This window comes from Vandammella animalimorsus (assembly GCF_002285265.1).
Taxonomy (GTDB): Bacteria; Pseudomonadota; Gammaproteobacteria; order Burkholderiales; family Burkholderiaceae_C; genus Lampropedia.
Window position 1 is genome coordinate 262,524 of sequence record NZ_NSJB01000003.1, and the last position, 19,510, is coordinate 282,033.

16 protein-coding genes are annotated in these 19,510 nt (G+C 68.1%); all 16 read right to left on the minus strand.

Annotation, left to right across the window (positions count from 1 at the left end; genetic code table 11):
- Nucleotides 1-61: 61 nt before the first annotated feature.
- Nucleotides 62-865 carry a cell division protein FtsQ/DivIB gene (locus tag CK625_RS07235; RefSeq protein ID WP_095539605.1) on the minus strand — a complete coding sequence of 268 codons (804 nt, stop codon included), beginning with the start codon at nt 863-865 and terminating at the stop codon, nt 62-64.
- Nucleotides 862-1,860 carry a D-alanine--D-alanine ligase gene (locus CK625_RS07240; RefSeq protein ID WP_095539606.1) on the minus strand — a complete coding sequence of 333 codons (999 nt, stop codon included), beginning with the start codon at nt 1,858-1,860 and terminating at the stop codon, nt 862-864. The genes CK625_RS07235 and CK625_RS07240 overlap by 4 nt, the downstream gene beginning before the upstream one ends.
- Entirely contained in the window at nt 1,857-3,302 is a 1,446-nt protein-coding gene (gene murC, locus CK625_RS07245) for a UDP-N-acetylmuramate--L-alanine ligase (RefSeq protein WP_095539607.1), read from the minus strand. The genes CK625_RS07240 and murC overlap by 4 nt, the downstream gene beginning before the upstream one ends.
- Nucleotides 3,299-4,369 (minus strand): undecaprenyldiphospho-muramoylpentapeptide beta-N-acetylglucosaminyltransferase, encoded by a 1,071-nt coding sequence (murG, locus tag CK625_RS07250; protein ID WP_095539608.1) that lies wholly within the window; start codon nt 4,367-4,369, stop codon nt 3,299-3,301. Before murG ends, murC begins: the two co-directional genes overlap by 4 nt.
- Nucleotides 4,366-5,667 carry a putative lipid II flippase FtsW gene (gene ftsW, locus CK625_RS07255; protein WP_429001303.1) on the minus strand — a complete coding sequence of 434 codons (1,302 nt, stop codon included), beginning with the start codon at nt 5,665-5,667 and terminating at the stop codon, nt 4,366-4,368. The genes murG and ftsW overlap by 4 nt, the downstream gene beginning before the upstream one ends.
- A gap of 2 nt (nt 5,668-5,669) precedes the next feature.
- Entirely contained in the window at nt 5,670-7,469 is a 1,800-nt protein-coding gene (locus CK625_RS07260) for a Mur ligase family protein (protein WP_095539715.1), read from the minus strand.
- A gap of 15 nt (nt 7,470-7,484) precedes the next feature.
- On the minus strand, nt 7,485-8,666 hold the full coding sequence (gene mraY / locus CK625_RS07265; protein ID WP_095539610.1) for a phospho-N-acetylmuramoyl-pentapeptide-transferase: 1,182 nt from the start codon (nt 8,664-8,666) through the stop codon (nt 7,485-7,487).
- A complete protein-coding gene (locus CK625_RS07270; protein ID WP_095539611.1) occupies nt 8,663-10,075 on the minus strand; it encodes a UDP-N-acetylmuramoyl-tripeptide--D-alanyl-D-alanine ligase in 1,413 nt (470 codons plus the stop codon). Before CK625_RS07270 ends, mraY begins: the two co-directional genes overlap by 4 nt.
- Nucleotides 10,075-11,763 (minus strand): Mur ligase family protein, encoded by a 1,689-nt coding sequence (locus tag CK625_RS07275; protein WP_095539612.1) that lies wholly within the window; start codon nt 11,761-11,763, stop codon nt 10,075-10,077. The genes CK625_RS07270 and CK625_RS07275 overlap by 1 nt, the downstream gene beginning before the upstream one ends.
- Nucleotides 11,760-13,547, minus strand: coding sequence for a peptidoglycan D,D-transpeptidase FtsI family protein (locus CK625_RS07280; RefSeq protein ID WP_095539613.1), 1,788 nt, complete (start codon nt 13,545-13,547; stop codon nt 11,760-11,762). The genes CK625_RS07275 and CK625_RS07280 overlap by 4 nt, the downstream gene beginning before the upstream one ends.
- The gene (ftsL, locus tag CK625_RS07285) at nt 13,544-13,915 is read right to left on the minus strand and encodes a cell division protein FtsL (RefSeq protein ID WP_343030383.1); all 372 of its coding nucleotides are present in this window, start codon (nt 13,913-13,915) and stop codon (nt 13,544-13,546) included. The genes CK625_RS07280 and ftsL overlap by 4 nt, the downstream gene beginning before the upstream one ends.
- Nucleotides 13,912-14,919: a 16S rRNA (cytosine(1402)-N(4))-methyltransferase RsmH gene (rsmH, locus tag CK625_RS07290; RefSeq protein WP_429001301.1), complete on the minus strand. Its 1,008-nt coding sequence runs from the start codon at nt 14,917-14,919 to the stop codon at nt 13,912-13,914. The genes ftsL and rsmH overlap by 4 nt, the downstream gene beginning before the upstream one ends.
- A complete protein-coding gene (mraZ, locus tag CK625_RS07295; protein ID WP_095539615.1) occupies nt 14,916-15,350 on the minus strand; it encodes a division/cell wall cluster transcriptional repressor MraZ in 435 nt (144 codons plus the stop codon). The genes rsmH and mraZ overlap by 4 nt, the downstream gene beginning before the upstream one ends.
- A gap of 272 nt (nt 15,351-15,622) precedes the next feature.
- Entirely contained in the window at nt 15,623-16,939 is a 1,317-nt protein-coding gene (hslU, locus tag CK625_RS07300; protein WP_095539616.1) for an ATP-dependent protease ATPase subunit HslU, read from the minus strand.
- Nucleotides 16,940-17,054: 115 nt separating this feature from the next.
- Nucleotides 17,055-17,609 carry an ATP-dependent protease subunit HslV gene (gene hslV, locus CK625_RS07305; RefSeq protein ID WP_095539617.1) on the minus strand — a complete coding sequence of 185 codons (555 nt, stop codon included), beginning with the start codon at nt 17,607-17,609 and terminating at the stop codon, nt 17,055-17,057.
- 222 nt (nt 17,610-17,831) lie between these two features.
- Nucleotides 17,832-19,472: an STAS domain-containing protein gene (locus CK625_RS07310; RefSeq protein ID WP_143326219.1), complete on the minus strand. Its 1,641-nt coding sequence runs from the start codon at nt 19,470-19,472 to the stop codon at nt 17,832-17,834.
- Nucleotides 19,473-19,510 lie beyond the last annotated feature (38 nt).

Below are 19,510 nucleotides of genomic sequence, written 5' to 3' on the forward strand. Positions count from 1 at the left end.
AGGCCTTTGCGGCCAGTGTCCATTTCGTGTCGGTTGATCCATTGCCCATGCCCCGGCCCCCTCACTTGCCCTGCGCACGCGTCTCGGGCTGTGTGGCCACGCCGCGCAGGCGGATGGCATAGCCGTTGCTGTGCCGCAGATCGGCATACTCCAGCGCGCCAGGCTTGACGCCCAGCGGTCCCAGGGCCTGCGGCAAGGTGTCGATGAAATCCAGCAGCCGGGCGCCGACCTGGGCCTGCTCGCCAGCGCCCAGCTCCAGCTGCGCGCCGTTATCCAGAAACAGCTGCCAGTTGCCGCGCGGCGTCAGGTACAACGCCACAGCCTGTGCGGTCTGCGTAGTCGGCTGGCGCTGTTGCAACAGCTGCGCCAGATAGCGATACATCGCCAGCACCTGCTGCGACTGCCCATCCGGGCCAGCCAGACGCGGCAGGTTCTCGTGCTCGACCTCGCCACGGTTGGCCTCAAACACTTCGCCAAAACTGTTGAGCATGGCCTGGGCGTCCGAGCCGTCCCACATCGCCACGGGCTGGTGCTCTTGCAGCACCACCTCCAGCGTGTTCGGAAAGCCCCGGCGCAGCTCGGCCTGCCGCACCCAGGGCATTTGCTCGAAGGCCTGCTTGGCCAGCGCCAGGTTCAGCGTGAACAGATTTCCCTGCAGCTGCGGCAGCACATTGGCGCGCAGGCTCACGGCGCTGCTGTGCTGCGGGTTGCCGTGCACCACCACCTGCGCAATGGCAAAGGCGGGGTTGCGCAGCAGCCAGGCCACCAGCGCCGCGCAGGCCAAGGCGAACACGCCCAGGAACACCAACGAAGCCGTGGCGTTCATCAGGCGCACGTCCACTGGTGGCAGCTGGGTGGCGCTCATACCGTGGCAGTCCTTTCGTCCAGCTGCTGGCGGGGCGCTGCGCCATCGCAGCGCGCCGCCAGCAGGATTTGCAGGCACAAGTCCTCATAGCTGATGCCTGCAGCGCGTGCGGCCATCGGCACCAACGAGTGACCAGTCATGCCAGGCGAGGTGTTGATCTCCAGCAAAAAGGGCTTGCCATCGCTCTCGCGGATCATCACGTCCACGCGCGACCAGCCGCGGCAGCCCAGCGACTGGTAGGCCTGCAGGCTCATGCGCTGGATCTGCTCTTCCAGCTGCGCAGGCAGGCCGCTGGGGCAGTAGTACTGCGTGGCCTCGCCGAAATACTTGTTCTCGTAGTCGTAGTTGCCGCCGGGCGCGACGATGCGGATCACCGGCAGCGCGCGCGCCTTCTGCCCGGGCAGCTGCAGCACGGCGCAGGTGGTTTCCTCGCCCTCGATGAACTGCTCGCACAGCACCTGCGCGTCGTAGCGCGCGGCCAGCGCATAGGCCTGCTCGCACTGCGCGTTGCTGACGACCTTGGTCAGGCCGATGGTCGAGCCCTCGCGCGCGGGCTTGACGATCATGGGCGCGCCCAGCTCTTCAAGCGCCTGGGCCACGGCAGCGGGCGAATCGGCCAGACGCCAGCCGGGCGTGGCCAGCCCCTCGGCCTGCCACAGGCGCTTGGTCAGCACCTTGTCCATGGCCATGGCCGATGCCGTCACGCCCGGGCCGGTATACGGGATGCCCAGCAGCTCCAGCAGGCCCTGGATGGTGCCGTCCTCGCCGCCGCGGCCGTGCAGCGCGATGAAGCAGCGCGCAAAGCCTTCCTGGCGCAAGTCCCACAGCGGGCGCTTGCCGGTATCGAAGGCGTGCGCGTCCACGCCATGCGCGCGCAGGGCCTTGAGCACGCCCTGGCCGGACATCAGCGAGACCTCGCGCTCGGCCGAGGTGCCGCCCATCAGCACCGCCACCTTGCCCAGATCGGCCACGCTCAGCTCCAAATCCTTGTTCATTGTTTTGACTCCACTTCAATGCCTTGCGCCGCCGCCCTGGCCCGCAAGCGCTGGGCCCACTCGTCGGCGGCCGCGCCAATGCTGCCCGCGCCCATGAAGACCACCACATCGCCATCGGCCAGCGTGGCCTCGATGGCCTCGCCCAGCGCCGCCGCCGATTCGACGAACACCGGCTCGACCTTGCCGGCCACGCGGATGGCGCGCGCCAGCGAGCGCCCATCGGCGGCGACGATGGGCGCCTCGCCCGCGGCGTACACCTCGGTGAGGAACACGCCATCGGCCGCGCCCAGGGCCTGCACGAAATCCTCGAAGCAATCGCGCGTGCGCGAATAGCGGTGCGGCTGAAAGGCCACCAGCAGGCGCCGCCCCGGGAAGGCGCCGCGCGCTGCGGCAATGGTGGCGGCCACCTCCACCGGGTGGTGGCCGTAGTCCTGCACCAGCTCGAACTCGCCGCCGCGCCCGCTGGGCAGCGCGCCGTACTGTTGAAAGCGCCGGCCCACGCCCTGGAACTGCGCCAGCGCCCGCTGCATGGCCGCATCGCCTGCGCCCAGCTGCGTGGCAATGGCAATGGCCGCCAGCGCATTGCGCACGTTGTGCTCGCCCGGCAGATTCAGGCAGACCGGCAAATCCGGCAGGGCGCGGGCCGTGCCGTGGCCGCGCTGCACGGTGAAGTGCATGCGCGTGCCCTCGGCGCGCAGATCGACGCCGCGCACCTGCGCGCCCTCGTCCAGGCCATAGGTGGTCACGGCGCAGTTGACCTGGGGCAGGATGGCGCGCACGCCTTCGTTGTCGCTGCACAGCACGGCCGTGCCGTAGAAGGGCATGCGGTGCAGAAAGTCCACGAAGGCCTGGTGCAGGCGGCCCAGGTCGTGGCCGTAGGTTTCCATGTGGTCGGCGTCGATGTTGGTGATGACGGCCATCACCGGCGTCAGGCACAGGAAGGAGGCGTCGGACTCATCGGCCTCGACCACGATGTAATCGCCCTGGCCCAGGCGGGCATTGGCGCCGGCGCTGTGCAGCCGCCCGCCGATGACGAAGGTCGGATCCAGCCCGGCCTCGATCAGGATGCTGGTGACCAGGCTGGTGGTGGTGGTCTTGCCGTGCGTGCCGGCCACGGCAATGCCCTGGCGCTGGCGCATCAGCTCGGCCAGCATCATGGCGCGCGGCACCACCGGGATGCCGCGCTGGCGCGCGGCCACGACTTCAGGGTTGTCGGCCTTGACGGCGGTGGAGGTGACCACGGCGTCGGCCTGCGCCACCTGCGCCGCATCGTGGCCAATGAAGGTGCGAATGCCCAGCGACTGCAGGCGGCGCACGGTGGCGCTGTCTTGCAGGTCGGAGCCGCTGACCAGGTAGCCCTGGTTGTGCAGCACCTCGGCGATCGGGCTCATGCCCGCGCCGCCGATGCCCACGAAGTGAATCTGGCGCACGGCGTGCTTCATTCGACCAGCTCCTCGCAAGCCTGCACGATCTGCTCGACCGCATCCATTTTCGCCAGCGCCTGGGCCTTGGCGGCGCGCGCGCGCAATTCATCGCGCGTCAGGCGCTGGATGAACTCGGCCAGGGCCTGGGGCGTGAGCGCGTTTTGCTGCACCAGCCAGGCCGCGTCCTCGGCCACCAGATAGTTGGCGTTGGCCGTCTGGTGGTCGTCCACCGCGTGCGGATAGGGCACGAAGCAGGCCGCCGCGCCCACGGCGGCGATCTCGGTGACGGTGCTGGCGCCGGCGCGGCACAGCACCAAGTCGGCCTCGGCATAGGCGCGCGCGGTGTTCTTGATGAAGGGCGTCAGCTCGGCCTCGACGCCCGCCTGGGCGTAATTGGCCTTGAGCGCTTCGAGCTGCTTGGCGCCGCTTTGGTGCGTGACCTGCGGGCGCTGCGGCGCGGGGATCAGCGCCAGCGCGCGCGGCACGATGTCGTTGAGCGCCTGCGCGCCCAGGCTGCCGCCGATCACCAGCAGGCGCAGCGGCCCTTCGCGCTGGGCAAAGCGCTTGCGCGGCGAGGCCTGCTGGGCGAACTCGGCGCGCAAGGGGTTGCCCACCCACTGCGCGCCGCGCAGCGCCTTGGGAAAAGCCGTGAACGTCAGGCGCGCCACGTGCGCCAGCAAGCGATTGGCCAGGCCGGGCACGGCGTTTTGCTCGTGCAGCACCAGCGGGATGCGGCGGCTGAGCGCGGCCAGGCCGCCGGGCACGCTGATGTAGCCGCCAAAGCCCAGCACCAACTGCGGCTGCAACTGCGCCATCAGGCGCCGCGCTTGCAGCCAGGCCGAGCCCAGCCGCCAGGGCAGCAGCAGCAAGGGCTTGACGCCCTTGCCGCGCACGCCGGCAAAGGCCACGGTGTGCAGCTCCACCCCGTAGCCGGGCACCAACTGGTGCTCCATGCCGCCGGTGCCGCCCAGCCAGGCCACCTGCCAGCCGCTGGCCTGCAGCGCCTGGGCCACGGCGATGCCCGGGAAGATGTGCCCGCCCGTGCCGCCGGCCATGATGAGTACTCTTTTACCCGCTGCACTCATGTTGCCCTCTCCCCCCGGCTTTGTGCGTCGAGTCTTCTGCCCTGCATCAAAAGCCTGTTTTCATAATCCACCCGCAGCACCACGGCCATGGCCACCAGGTTCAGCAGCACGGCCGAGCCGCCAAAGCTCATCAGCGGCAGCGTCAGCCCCTTGGTGGGCAGCGCGCCCAGGTTCACGCCGATGTTGATGACCGACTGAAAGCCAATCCACAGCCCGATGCCCTGCGCCACCAGGCCGGCAAAAATGCGGTCCAGCGCCACGGCCTGACGGCCGATGACCATGATGCGGCGCGTGAGCCAGAAGAACACGGCAATGAGCACCGCCACGCCCAGCAGGCCGAACTCCTCGCCGATCACGGCCAGGATGAAGTCGGTGTGCGCCTCGGGCAGCCAGTGCAGCTTCTCCACGCTGCCGCCCAGGCCCACGCCCCAGCCCTCGCCACGGCCAAAGGCGATCAGCGAGTGCGTGAGCTGGTAGCCGCGCCCGAGCCGGTGCTCCTCGGCCCAGGGGTCGAGGTAGGCAAAGATGCGGTCGCGCCGCCAGGGCGAAGTCCAGATGATGAACATGAAGGCCAGGCCCAGCACCAGCAGCATCAGCAAGAAGCCGCGCAGGTTCACCCCGCCCAGGAACAGAATGCCCACGGCAATCACCGCCACGACCACGAAGGCGCCCATGTCCGGCTCGGCCAGCAGCAAAAAGCCAATCAGCCCCACGGCCGCGCCAATGGGCGCCACCGCGCGGAAAAAGTCTTCGCGCACGTCCATGCGCCGCACCATGTAGTCGGCCGCGTAGATCACCACGGCCAGCTTGGCCAGCTCCGAGGGTTGAAAGCGCATCACGCCCAGCGGCAGCCAGCGCCGCGCGCCGTTGACGGAAATGCCCAGCCCCGGCACCAGCACCAGCGCCAGCAGCGCCAGCGTGCCCAGCAGCAGCCAGATGGCGCTGGCGCGCCAGGTTTGCATCGGGATCTGAAACACCGCGATGGCGGCCACCAGCGCCACGATCATGGAGACGGCGTGACGAATCAGGAAGAACTCGTTGCTGATGCCGCCAAAGCGCGGGTTGTCGGCCAGCGCGATCGAGGCCGAATACACCATCACCAGGCTCCAGGCCAGAATGCCCGCCAGCACGCCCAGCAAGGTCTGATCGACGCTTTGGATGGTCACGGGCCTGGGCGAGGTGGTGTAGCGGTACTCCAGCCCGGCCGAGCGCACCGGCAGCTCCAGCGCGCCGCCCGGCTCGCGCCCGCGCAGGCCCAGGCGCTCCAGCCAGCCGCTTGTCTTGTTCGGTGTGGCCATGCTCATGTCCAGGCCTCCAGGCTTTGCCCTGCCTCCAGCGCCAGCGCCTGCACGCTGTCGGCGAACACCTGGGCGCGGTGCGCGTAGTCGCGGAACATGTCCATGCTGGCGCAGGCCGGCGAGAGCAACACGGCATCGCCGGGCTGCGCCAGCGCCGCGGCCTGGGCCACGGCTTCGGGCAGGCCATCGGCGTGCACCAGCGGCACGCCGCAATCGTGCAGCGCCTGGGCAATGGCCGGCGCGTCCTGGCCGATGAGCAGCACCGCGCGCGCCGCCTGGCGCACCGGCTCGCGCAGCGGCGCGAAATCCTGCCCCTTGCCCAATCCGCCCAGAATCACCACCAGCCGGCGGCTGGCGCGGGCATCGGGCGCCAGGCCGCACAGCGCCGCAGCGGTGGCGCCCACGTTGGTGCCCTTGCTGTCGTCGATGTACTCCACGCCCTGCACCAGGCCCAGCGATTGCACGCGGTGCGGCTCGCCACGGTATTCGCGCAGGCCGTGCAGCATGGGCGCCAGGGCCGCGCCCGTGGCGCTGGCCAGCGCCAGCGCCGCCAGGGCGTTGGCCACGTTGTGCTGGCCGCGAATGCGCATCGCATCGGCGGGCATGAGCCGCTGCACGAACCATTCGCCCGCCTGGGCCTTGCGCCCCTGGCCGCTGCGGCCTGCGGGCGGCGCCTCGCCCACGGCCCGCGCCAGCCAAGGCATGCCGTGCTCCACGACCACGCCCCAATCGCCCCATTGCTGCGGCGCTTGCAGGCCAAAGTGCAGCACCTGGCGCTGCGCCGCAGCCCGCCCGCCCTTGGGCGATTTGATTGCAGGCGCGGGTGTCAGCTCGGGCAGCAAGGCCATCAAGGCGGCGTCGTCACGGTTCATGACGACCACGCCCTGCTGACCATAGACCTTGGCCTTGGCCTGCACATAGGCCTGTTGGCTGCCGTGCCAGTCCAGATGGTCCTGGCTGATGTTCAGGATCACACCGGCCGTGGGCTCGAAGCCGCTGCTGTAGTCCAGCTGGAAGCTCGACAGCTCCAGCACCCAGGTCTGTGGCAGCGCGCGCGCCAGGGCGTCGGGCCCGGGCTGCGCGGCTGCGGCGGGCGGCTGCGCCGCGGCGTCGGCGTCGGCGTCGGTGACATCAGTGTCGGTATCGGCATCGGCTTCTGACTCGGCGCCAGCGTCCATGCCCGCGCCAGCCTCCTGCTCGGCAGCGGGCGCTGCGGGCGCGGGCTGCGCCTGGCCTTGCTGCTCTTCTTCCTGTTGCGCTGCGGCCTCGGCCTGGGCCAGGCATTGCGCCAAGGTGTCGAGCAGCGAGGGGCCGATGTTGCCGGCCACGGCCACGCGCTGGCCGGCGCGCTCGAGCAGCTGGGCCGTCAACGACGTCACTGTGGTTTTGCCATTGGTGCCGGTGATGGCCAGCACCTGGGGTTGGTAGCGGTGCTGCTGGCGCAAGTGGCGCAGCGCCTGGGTGAACAGATCGAGCTCGCCGCCAAAGAACACGCCGCTGCGCGCTGCGGCCTCACGCACGGCGGCCACTTCGGCCGGGGCCAGGCCGGGCGAGCAGTACACGGCCGAGACCTCGACGTGGCCCACGCTGCTGCACAGCAGCTGGGCCTGCAGCGGCTGGCCGAAGCGGCACTCCACGCCCGGCAGCTGCTGCAGCGCCTGCTGGCCGGGCGGGGCCGCGCGCGTGTCGGCCACGCGCACGCGCTGGCCCTGGCTGGCGCACCAGCGCGCCATGGCCAGGCCAGAAACGCCCAGCCCCAGGATCAGCACCAGGGGCGAGGCAGTGGTTGTCGGCGTTGGCATGTGCACAGGCATGGCTTACCTCAGCTTCAGCGTGGCCAGGCCCGCCAGGCACAGGAACATGGTGATGATCCAAAAGCGCACCACGACCTGGGTTTCCTTCCAGCCCTTTTTCTCGAAGTGGTGGTGCAGCGGCGCCATCAGCAGCAGCCGGCGGCCCTGGCCGTAGCGGCGGCGCGTGTATTTGAACCAGCCCACCTGGGCGATGACCGACAGCGCCTCGGCCACGAAGATGCCGCCCATGATGGCCAGCACGAACTCCTGGCGCACGATCACGGCGATGGTGCCCAGCGCGCCGCCCAGCGCCAGCGCGCCCACGTCGCCCATGAAGACCTGCGCCGGGTGGGCGTTGAACCACAGAAAGGCCAGGCCCGCGCCGGACATGGCGGCGCAGAACACCAGCAGCTCGCCCGTGCCCGGAATGTGCGGAAACAGCAGATAGCGCGAGAACACGGCATTGCCGGTGACGTAGGCGAACACGCCCAGCGCCGAGCCGACCATCACCACCGGCATGATGGCCAGGCCGTCCAGGCCATCGGTGAAGTTCACCGCGTTGCTGGCGCCGACGATGACCAGAAAGCTCAGGATGACAAAGCCCAGCACGCCCAGCGGGTAGGCCACGCCCTTGAAAAACGGCACGGTCAGCTGAGTGTTGAGCTCAAAGCTGGGCGAGAAGCCCGAGGCCACCCAATCGGCAAACAGCGCCAGCACGCGCATGTTGCTGACCTCGGAAATGCTGAAGGCCAGATACAGCGCCGCCACCAGGCCGATGATGGTCTGCAGCAGAAACTTCTGGCGCGAGCGCATGCCCTCCGGATCCTTGTGGACCACCTTGCGCCAGTCATCGGCCCAGCCGATGGCGCCAAAGCCCAGCGTGACCCAGAGCACGACCCAGACGAAGCGGTTACTCAAATCGGCCCACAGCAGCGTGGACACGGCAATGGCAATCAGGATCAGCACGCCGCCCATGGTGGGCGTGCCGCTCTTGACCAGATGGGTTTGCACGCCGTATTCGCGCACCGGCTGGCCGATCTTGAGCGAGACCAGGTAGCGGATCACGCGCGGGCCGGCCACCCAGCCGATGACCAGCGCCGTCATGGCGCCCATCATGGCGCGGAAGGTCAGGTACTGCACCAGGCGCAAAAAGCTCAGCCCCTCCGGGCTCAGGCCCAGCAGCCATTGCGAGAGCCACAGCATCATAGGCTGGCCCTCCCGCTGGCTGCGCCATCGAGCGCCAGCACGGCCTGCACCACCTGCTCCATGGCCATGCAGCGCGAGCCCTTGACCAGCATGCTGGCGGGCAGGTGCGCCTGCTGCGCCGTCGTTTGCAGCAGCGCCTCGCGCGACTCGAAATGCCGCGCCTGCGCACCGAAGGCGCTGGCCGCGTGTGCGGCCAGCGCGCCCAGCGTCCACAGCCCGTCGATGCCACGGGCGCGGGCGTATTCACCCACCTCGGCATGAAACTGCGGCCCCTGTGCACCAACTTCTGCCATGTCGCCCAGCACCAACAGGCGCGGTGCGGGCAGCGCCGCCAGCGTGTCGATGGCCGCGCGCACCGAATCCGGGTTGGCGTTGTAGCTGTCATCAATCAGCCACTGCTGCGTGCCATCGTCGTGGCAGAAACGGTGCAGCACGCCCCTGCCCTGCACTGGGCGGAAATCCTGCAAACCCTGGGCGATGGCCGCCAACGGCACGCCAGCAGCCCAGGCCGCAGCGACGGCGGCCATGGCGTTGCGCACGTTGTGCCGCCCCAGCACACCAAGCTGCAGCTCCAGCGCCTGGCCTTCGATGTCCAGCTCCATGGCCCAGCCGGCCTCGCCCCACTGGGCGCGGCGCAACTGCACGGCGCTGCCGGGCGCGCCGAAATCCACGATGCGCCGGCCCTGCGCCAGCTCGCGCCACAGCGGCGCAAAGGCATCGTCGGCGGGAAACACGGCCACGCCATCGGCCGGCAACGCCGCCAGCACGGCGCCGTTTTCCTGCGCTACGGCCTCGACGCTGTGCATGAACTCCTGGTGCTCGCGCTGCGCGTTGTTGACCAGCGCCACCGTGGGCTGGGCCACGGCCGCCAGCGCGGCGATCTCGCCCGGATGGTTCATGCCCAGTTCGAACACCGCCATGCGGTGCGCCGCGCGCAGCCGCAGCACCATCAGCGGCAGGCCAATGTCGTTGTTCAGATTGCCCTGGGTGGCCAGCGCAGCCTGGCCATGCGCGGCGCTCAGGATGCTGGCGAGCATTTGCGTCACCGTGGTCTTGCCATTGCTGCCGGTGACGGCGATGACGGGCAGCGCCAGCTGGCTGCGCCACTGCCCAGCCAGCGCCAGCAGGGCCTGGCGCGTGTCGGCCACTTCCAGGCAGGGCAGCTGCGCTGCGGCGCGGCCGCGCTGCACCAGCGCCGCGGCCGCGCCGCTGGCCTGCGCCTGGGCCAGGAAGTCGTGGCCGTCGAAGCGCTCGCCGACCAGCGCGACGAACAAATCGCCCGCGCGCAGGCTGCGGCTGTCGGTGTGCACGCGCTCGATCGCCACCTGCTCCTGGCCGGGCGCGGCGCGCAGCTCGGGCGCCAGCCCTTGCTGGCCGAGCCACTCAGCGGCCTGTTGCAACTGCATCATCATGCGGCCACCCCAGATGGGGCCTGGCCCCGTTTGTCGTTCTCGTCATTGCCTTCTTCTTGCTTGTTCTTGGCGCTGCCCCAGCTGGCCAAGGCTTGCTGGGCTTCATCCAGATCGGAGAAGGGGTGACGCACCCCTTTGATCTCCTGATAGGCCTCGTGGCCCTTGCCGGCCAGCAGCAGGACGTCGTGCGCGGCCGCGGCGGCCACGGCGGCGGCAATGGCCGCGCGGCGCTCAGGCAACACCTTGGCCGCGGCGCGCTGCGCTGGCGTCAGCCCGGTTTCGATCTGCGCGATGATGGCCAGCGGATCTTCGCTGCGCGGGTTGTCGCTGGTGATCCACAGCGCATCGGCGGTCTGCGCAGCGGCCATGGCCATCAGCGGGCGCTTGCCTGCGTCGCGGTCGCCGCCGCAGCCAAACAGCACGCTCAGCCGGCCGCCACGCTGCGCCGCCACCGGGCGCAGCGCCTGCAGCACGGCGCGCAGCGCGTCGCTGGTGTGGGCATAGTCCACCACCACCAGCGGCTTGCCCGGCTGCGCCAGCATCTGCATGCGGCCGGGCACAGCCGGCACCTGGCGGCACAGCTGCGCGGCCTGCTCCAACTCCAGCCCCATGGCGCGCAGCATGCCAAGCAAGGCCATCAGGTTCTGCACGCTGTAAAGCCCGGTAACGCGCGCGCGCACTTGCGCCTGGCGCAGCGGCGCACTGGCTTCGCCCTGGGCTGCGCTCTGGGCGGCAGGGGCGTATTCGAGCACCTCGAAGCGCACGCTGTCGCCATCGAACTGCACACCCTGGGCACACAGGCGCGCCGTGGCCGCCGGCAGACCATCGGCCTGCACGGCGTAATCCCAAAGGGCCAGTCCAGGCCGCGCCAGCAGCGCCTGGCGCAGGCTTTGACCGTAAGCATCCTGGGTATTGAGCACCGCAGCCTGCAGGCCGGGCCAGTCGAACAGCAGGCGCTTGGCTGCGCCGTAGGCCTGCATGCTGCCGTGGTAGTCCAGGTGGTCCTGGGTGAAATTGGTGAAGGCGGCCACGCGGATGCGCGTGCCGGCCAGGCGCGCCTGCTCCAGCCCGATCGACGAGGCCTCGATGGCACAGGCGCTGGCGCCCTGGCGCTGCATGTCGTGCAGCGCCGCTTGCAGCAGCAACGGCCCGGGCGAAGTCAGGCCGGTGTCGCGCAAAGCCTGCGGCGGCATGCCCACGCCCAGCGTGCCAACGTAGCCGCAGGGGCGCCCGGCCAAACCGAGCACATGGGCCAGCCACCAGGCCAGCGTGGTTTTGCCGTTGGTGCCGGTGACGGCCACCACATCCAGCGCCTGACTGGGCTGACCGTGCCAGAGCGCGGCGATCTCGCCGCTGGCCTGGCGCAGTTGCGGGTACAGCGCCAGCGCAGGCAATGCCTGGGCCTGGGCTTGCCCGGCCGCGCGTGCGGCCAACCAGGCCTGTGCGGCCTGGGCATCGACCAGCAGCGCAGCAGCGCCAACGGCGCTGGCGGCCTCAATGTGCGCGGCCAGTTGCGCAGGGCGCGCCAGTGGGCGACCTTGGGCAGACTGGCTGGGCAGCGCGAAGAAAGCATCGCCGGGCTGCACGGCCCGGCTGTCGTCGCGCAGGCTGGCGCCGGGCGCCAAGTGCTGTTGCAGCCAGGCCAGCGCTTGGCTGGGCTGTTGCAGGATGGGCGGCTGGCTCATTGCAGCACCTCCTCGTCCACGCCGGTGGCAATGATCTGCGGCTTGACGTCCATGTCCGGCTGAACGCCCAGCAGGCGCAGGCTTTGCTGCACCACCTGGCTGAACACGGGCGCAGCCACAGCGCCGCCGTAATACTGGCCGGCGCTGGGCTCGTCGATCATCACCGCAACGATGATGCGCGGGTTCTCCATCGGCGCCATGCCGACGAACCAGGAGCGGTATTTGTTGGCCGCATAGTGGCGCCCGATCTGCTTGCGCGCCGTGCCGGACTTGCCGCCTACGGAGTAGCCCACGGTCTGCGCGCGCTGGCCCGAGCCGCCCGGCGCAGCCGCCAGCATCAGCATGTGGCGCACGGCCCGCGCCGTCTTGGAGGAAAACACCTGCACGCCCACGGGCGGCTGGCTGCGCTTGAGCAGCGTCGCTGGCAGCAGCACGCCATCGTTGGCGAACACGGTGTAGGAGCGCGCCATCTGCAGCAGGCTGGCCGATAGGCCGTAGCCGTAGGACATGGTGGCCTTCTCCACCGGGCGCCAGGTCTTCCAGGGCCGCAGATTGCCGCTGGCCACGCCAGGAAAGCCAATCTGCGGGCGCTCGCCAAAGCCAGTGGCGGCGAACACGTCCCACATGTAGCGCGACTCCATCATTTGCGCCAGTTTGGTGGTGCCCACGTTGCTGGACTTCTGGATGATGCCCTCCACGGTCAGCGTGCCGAAGTTGCGCACGTCCGAGAGCTTGGCGCCAGTGACGGTGATAAAGCCGGGGCTGGTGTTGATGGGCGTCTTGGGGCCGACCAGGCCAGCTTCGAGCGCCATGGCCACGGTGATGGGCTTCATCACCGAGCCGGGCTCGAACACATCGGTCAGGGCGCGGTTGCGCAGCTGCTCACCCGTGAGGTTGCGGCGCGCGGAAGGGTCGAAGCTGGGGTAGTTGGCCAGCGCCAAAATCTCGCCGCTGCGGGCGTCGAGCACGACCACGCTGCCGGCCTTGGCCTTGTGGGCGGCCACCTGCTCGGCCAGTTTCTGGCTGGCGAAGAACTGCACCTTGCTGTCGATGGACAGCTGCACGTCCTGGCCGTCCACCGGCGCGACCGTGTCGCCCACGCTCTCGACGATCTGCCCCAGGCGGTTGCGGATCACGCGGCGCGAGCCGGCCTTGCCGCCCAGCGTCTGGTTGTAGGCCAGCTCCACGCCTTCCTGGCCCTGGTCCTCGACGTTGGTGAAGCCAACGATGTGCGCCGCGGCCTCGCCCTCGGGGTATTGGCGCTTGTATTCCTTGCGCAGGTGGATGCCATTGATCTTCAGCGCCATGATCTGCTGCCCCAGCTCCCAGTCGAGCTGGCGGCGCAGCCAGACGAAGGTCTTGTCCTCATCGGACAGGCGCGCCTGCAAGTCCTTGAGCGGCATGTTCAGCAGCCGCGCCAACTGCGCCAGCTGCTTTTGCACCTCGGCCTCGCCCTGGCGCACGTCCTCGGGAATGGCCCAGATGCTGGCCGCAGGCACGCTGGAGGCCAGGATCAGGCCGTTGCGATCGACGATCTTGCCGCGATTGGCCGGCAAATCCAGCGTGCGTGCGTAGCGCACCTCACCCTGGCGCAGGAAGAAATCGTTGCCGAAGACCTGCACGTGTGCGGCGCGCGCCACCAGGCCCATGAAGGCCAGCGCCAACGTGACGACCACCACGCGGCTGCGCCAGACCGGCGCCTTGCTGGCCAGCAAGGGGCTGGTGGCGTAGGCCACGGGGCGGCTGGCGCGCACGCGCTTGTTGCTGCTGCCGGCCGGCTTCATGGCCTGCCCTCCTGCGCCGCAGCCGCCGGCGCGCCCTCGTGCTGCTGCGCCTGCGGCAGCAGCGCCTGGCGCTGTTGCTCGGCCAGGCGCGCGCTGCGCCCGGCCGGCTCGCGCACGTAGCGCGTCGTGGCCGGCATGGCAGGCGTCATCTTCAGCTCAGTGCGCGCAAACTGTTCCACGCGCGCGGCCGCAGCCTGGGCGCGCACGGCCACTTGCAGCGTTTCGGATTCGGTCTCCAGCTGGCGGGCCTGCACCACTTCGCGGTCCAGCTCGGAATACAGGCGGCGCGACTCGTACTGAACGCGCACCAGCGCCAGCGCAGAACCCACCACGAGCAGCAGCAGCACGAGATTCAGGCGCACGATCATGGCGCCTCCGTTCTTTCAGCCACGCGCATGATGGCGCTGCGCGCGCGCGGGTTGGCCTCCACCTCGGCCTGCGTGGGCTTGATGCGCGCCACGGCGCGCAGCAGCATCGGGCGCTCCTGGGCCAGTGGCATGCGCCGGTCGTAGTGCTGGCGCGAGTGCTGCTCAATGAAGCGCTTGACGATGCGATCCTCCAGCGAATGGAAGCTGATCACCACCAGCCGCCCACCGCTCTTGAGCACCCGCAGGCTGGCCGTCAGCGCTTGCTGCAGCTCTTCAAGCTCTGCATTGATGAAAATCCGTAAAGCCTGAAAGGTGCGCGTCGCGGGGTTCTGACCCGGCTCACGGCTTTTGACCGCACCAGCCACGAGTGCGGCGAGTTCTGCGGTGCCTGTGATAGGCCCCCGCTCCTGTCGGCGAGCAACAATCGCCTTTGCAACGCTGCCAGCATACCGCTCTTGCCCGTATTCACGAATCACCTCTGCAATCTCGCCTTGCTCGGCGTGTTCCAACCATTGCGCCACGGTCTGCCCACGGCTGCTGTCCATGCGCATGTCCAGCGGGCCGTCCATGCGGAAGCTAAAGCCCCGGCGCGCGTCGTCAATCTGCGGGGAGCTAACCCCCAGATCCATCAAAATGCCATCCACACTGGCGGGCTCCAACCCAGCCAGCTGGGCAAAGCCCTCGTGGCGAATCTGCAGGCGGCCATCGCCCAGCGACTGGGCGTGGGCGATGGCCTCGGGATCTTTGTCGAACACCACCAGGCGGTCCTCGGCCGCCATGCGCGCCAAGATGGCGCGGCTGTGCCCGCCACGCCCGAAAGTGCCATCGACCCAGCAGCGCGGCCCGGGCGCAGCCGGCCCACCCAGCAAGGCCTGCACCGCTTCGTGCAGCAGCACCGTGGTGTGGCCCAGCGCCGCTGCGGCCTGCTGCGCAGCGGCGCAGGCCTCGGGCGCGCCGGGGTCCGCTGGCGGGGGCATGGCAGTTGAAGGCAAGGTCTTGCTCACAGCGTGATGTCCTTGATCGCATCGGGCATGGCCTGCTGCTGCAGAGTCTCGGCCTCTTTGGCCTCATAGCTGGCCTTGTCCCACAGCTCGAACACATTGCCCAGGCCCAGCAGCACGGCCTCCTTGCTCAGGCCGACGGCTTGGCGCAGCTCGGGCGGCACCAGCAGGCGACCGGCGCCGTCCATCTCCACATCCATGGCATTGCCCACCAGGATGCGCTTCCACCAGCGCACCGACTCGGGCAGGGCCAGCACTTTTTCGCGGTACCTCTCCCACTCCGGGCGCGGGAAGATCATCAGGCAGCCATCGGGGTGACGGGTGATGGTCAGCCGCCCCTCGAACTGGTTCGCGATGGCGTCACGATGCCGGGTCGGCACAGAAAGCCGACCCTTGGCATCAATGGTCACCGACGAAATCCCCTGGAAAAGCATGATTGCTAGCCGCGCCGGGTATGCGCACCCTCACCCCAAAATGAACTGCCGTAACCCACTCTAGCCCACTTTATGACTGGATTACGTCACTTAATTACACTTTAACAGGATTTTCCGGCGCCGCCGTCTGGCGAACAATTACTTTCAATGGAATCAATAAGTTAGCCGCCACCCCCTGACGAGGATGGCGGCTTAAATCTTTTTAAAAAAGAACGAGTTAGAAGAGCATTAGAAAATCTTTATGAGATTTGTACTGCCCTTTGCGACCGTGCTCACAAGATGTAGCGGGAGAGGTCCTCGTCGCGGCTGAGATCGCCCAGCCGAGCATCGACGAAGGCGGTGTCAATAAGGATGTTCTGACCACTCAGGCGTGCGGCATCGAAACTGATTTCCTCCAACAGACGCTCCATCACCGTGGCCAGGCGGCGCGCGCCGATGTTTTCCGTGCGCTCGTTGACCTCGTAGGCGATTTGCGCAATGCGCTCGATGCCATCGGGTTGAAACTGCAGCTGCACGCCCTCGGTGGCCAACAACGCCTGGTACTGCTTGACGATGGAGGCCTGGGTATTGGCCAAAATGGCCACGAAGTCCTGCACCGACAGCGAATCGAGTTCAACTCGAATCGGGAAGCGCCCTTGCAACTCAGGAATCAAGTCGCTGGGCTTGCTCAGGTGGAAAGCGCCTGAGGCCACGAACAGCATGTGATCGGTCTTGATCAGGCCGTACTTGGTTTGCACCGTCGTGCCCTCGACCAGCGGCAGCAGGTCGCGCTGCACGCCCTGGCGCGACACATCAGTGCCGGAGGCCTCGCTGCGCACGGCCACCTTGTCGATCTCATCGATGAACACGATGCCGTTTTGCTCGGCGTTATTCAGGGCGCGGCTGCGCAACTCCTCCTCATTGACCAGGCCAGCGGCTTCTTCGTCGATCAGCAGCTTGCGCGCCTGGTCGATGCGCAGCTTGCGCTTTTTCCTGCGGCCCTGCTGCATCTGGCCCATCCAGTCGCGCAGGCTTTCGGCCATGTCCTGCATGCCGGCCGGGCCCAGGATTTCCAGCTGAGGCTTTTGCTCCAGCAATTCCAGCTCGATTTCCTTGTCGTCGAGCTGACCCTCGCGCAGCTTCTTGCGAAACACCTGGCGCGCCGTGCTGTCGGAGGCGGCGCTGTCGCCCGAAGCCGTGGGGATCAGCACATCAAGAATGCGGTCTTCGGCCGCATCCTCGGCGCGGGTGCGCAGGCGGCGCATTTCGCTTTCACGCTCGAGCTTGACGGCCACTTCCACCAAATCGCGCACGATGGAGTCCACGTCCTTGCCAACATAGCCCACCTCGGTGAACTTGGTGGCCTCGACCTTGATGAAAGGCGCATCGGCCAGCTTGGCCAGGCGCCGCGCCAGCTCGGTCTTGCCCACGCCGGTGGGGCCAATCATCAAGATATTTTTGGGCGTGATCTCTGCGCGCAGGCTCTCGGCTACCTGTTGACGACGCCAACGGTTGCGCATGGCGATGGCCACAGAGCGCTTAGCTGCTTGCTGGCCCACCACATGGCGGTCGAGCTCAGAGACGATTTCCTGGGGTGTCATCGAGGACATAAAAGCACTTTCTTCGGGTCTGGATCGTCGCCTGGCTGGCCCGGCGCGCAGGCCAGCCAGGCGGGGCGAAAAGGCATGGGCAGCGCAGCCAGGGCGCAGGCGGGCAGGGTCAAGATCAGTCCAGCACTTCGATGGTGTGGCTGAGGTTGGTGTAGATGCACAGCTCGCCGGCGATTTGCAACGATTGGCGCACGATCTGCTCGGCCGAAAGCTCCGAGTGTGCCAACAGCGCCTTGGCCGCCGAATGGGCAAAGGCGCCGCCCGAGCCGATGGCGACGATGCCTTGCTCGGGCTCGAGCACGTCGCCGTTGCCGGTGATGATCAGCGAGACGTCCTTGTCGGCCACGGCCAGCATGGCCTCCAGGCGGCGCAGCACGCGATCGGTGCGCCACTCCTTGGTCAACTCGATGGCGGCGCGGGCCAGATGGCCCTGGTGCTTTTCCAGCTTGGCCTCGAAGCGCTCAAACAGAGTGAAGGCATCGGCCGTGGCCCCGGCAAAGCCGGCCAGCACCTTGCCGTGGTAGAGCTTGCGCACCTTGCGCGCCGTGCCCTTGACCACGATGTTGCCCAGGGTCACCTGGCCATCGCCGCCGATGGCCACCTGCATCTTGCCTGCCGCATCGCGGCGGCGCACGCTCAGAATCGTCGTGCCATGAAATTGTTCTTGCATCGCCGCCACGTAGGGGCGGCCCGCAGAACTTCAAGGGCGCGGCGGCAAAGGCGTTTTGAGTCTGTTCAAAGTCTTGTTGACGCGAACAGACAAAAAGCGGTTTGGGATGGTCTGCAAAGCGCAAAACTGGCCAACAGCACGGGCTATTGGCCAGTTTTGAGCGCCAGCGGGCCGCCCGATTCAGCGGATGCGCGCGGCGCGAAAATTTTTTGAGGACAGGGCCTAGTTCTTGCGCGGCAGCACGCGCGCGTGTTCGTTGATACCGATGACGTTGAAGAACACCGCCACCAGCCGATGCAGGTTGCTGAACACCACGACGCGGCCTTCGCTTTGCTGCTGCGCCGCCCAATTCAGCACCGAGCCGGCGGCGCTGAAGTCCATGGCGATGAGCTTGCCGCAGTCGATGTCCAGCGGCGCGCCGGCCGGCAGCGCCGCCACGGCCTCGTCGAGCAAGGCCGTGGCATCGTCCTCGATGCGCCCCTGCAGGCGGGATTTCTGCATGTCCAGGTGCGAGGACTCCTCGCCGGCCATGGCCGTGACCTCGCCCGCGGCATCGGGCTGGGCCGAGCCATCGCGGTACTGGGCCTTGGGCGGATCCCAGGCCGGCGGCGACTCCTCATAGGTGATGGTGTAGTCCAGCGCCGCCAGCTCGAACTGCTCGGCTTCGTTCATCAGGCGGTGCAGCGCCAGGCGCAGCAGCCACCAGTCGCGCGCCACGCTGGCGTCGTTGGCCACCGTCTGCTCCTGCACCAGGTTGAGCAGCACGTCGCCGCCCGTGAACTGCACCACGCCCTGCAGGCTGGCCAGCTCGCCGATGAGCTGCACCAGCGAGGCCACGGCATCGGGGTGGATGCTCTTGAGCCGGCTCCAGTTGAACTGGTAGGGCGAGGCCGCGCGCTGGCGCAGGGCCGAGGCCGCAGCCACCGTCTGCACGCTCACCTCGGCCGAGCAAGTCCATGAGAAGGGGCGCTTGGCCTCGCGCTGCTGCGCCAGCTCCGTGCCCAGCTGCTCGGGCAGCGAGAACCACACCGGGGCAGAACGGTCAAAGCGCCGTGCGAAATCCAGCGCCACGGCATCGAAGCGGTCTTGCGCGCCCACGGCGCGATACAGGTCGAACAAGGCCATCCAAATGTCCACCTGCTCCTGCGGCGGGTCATTGACGTGCTTGCGAATCACATCGACCAGGATCTTTTCAGCTTCTGCAACGCGGTTGCTGGCAAACAGTATCGAGGCCTCTTCCAGATCTGCCTGATGCACAAATTCCTCCTGCAATTCAAAAAATGCCAACACCTCGTCCATGCGCTGCAGCTTGGCCGCCATCTCCCGGCAGGCCTGCTGCTGCGCCGGATCCTGCGGCAGCTGCGCTGCCTGCGGATCCTGCAAGTACCTGCGCGCCTGGCGCACCTGCCTGGCCACCATGTCGGCAAAGAACAGGCTGTCGCTGGCAAATAAAAACTCCGTCTCCTCCTCCTGCAGATCCGATGGCGCATGCGCCGCGCCCTGGCGCCGGCCCTGTTGCCACCATTGCTTGGAAATCTGCTCCTCGATCTCGTTGATCTTCTTGAGCGTGCCCAGGCGGCTGCCCAGCGTCGTGGTCGGCTGGGCGCGCGCCTCTTCCGCGGCGTTCTTGTTGGCCGCCAGCTTGGCCAGCACGCTGGGCGGCACCTGCGCCTGCGGCTGGCGCTTCTTGCGCGCATTGATGATCTTGCGCCAGTGCGCAAACTCCTCCTTGCGGATGAAGTCGTTGCGGCGCTTGCGCTCGATGCGCTCGCGCAATTCCTGCGCGTTGACGTCCTCCTCGGGGCTGGACTCGGCCTGGTTCAGGCTGTCGAGCTCCTTCCAATCCTTGGTCGGATTGCTCACGAACCTGACCATCTTGGACAAGAACCCCGTCGCCGGAG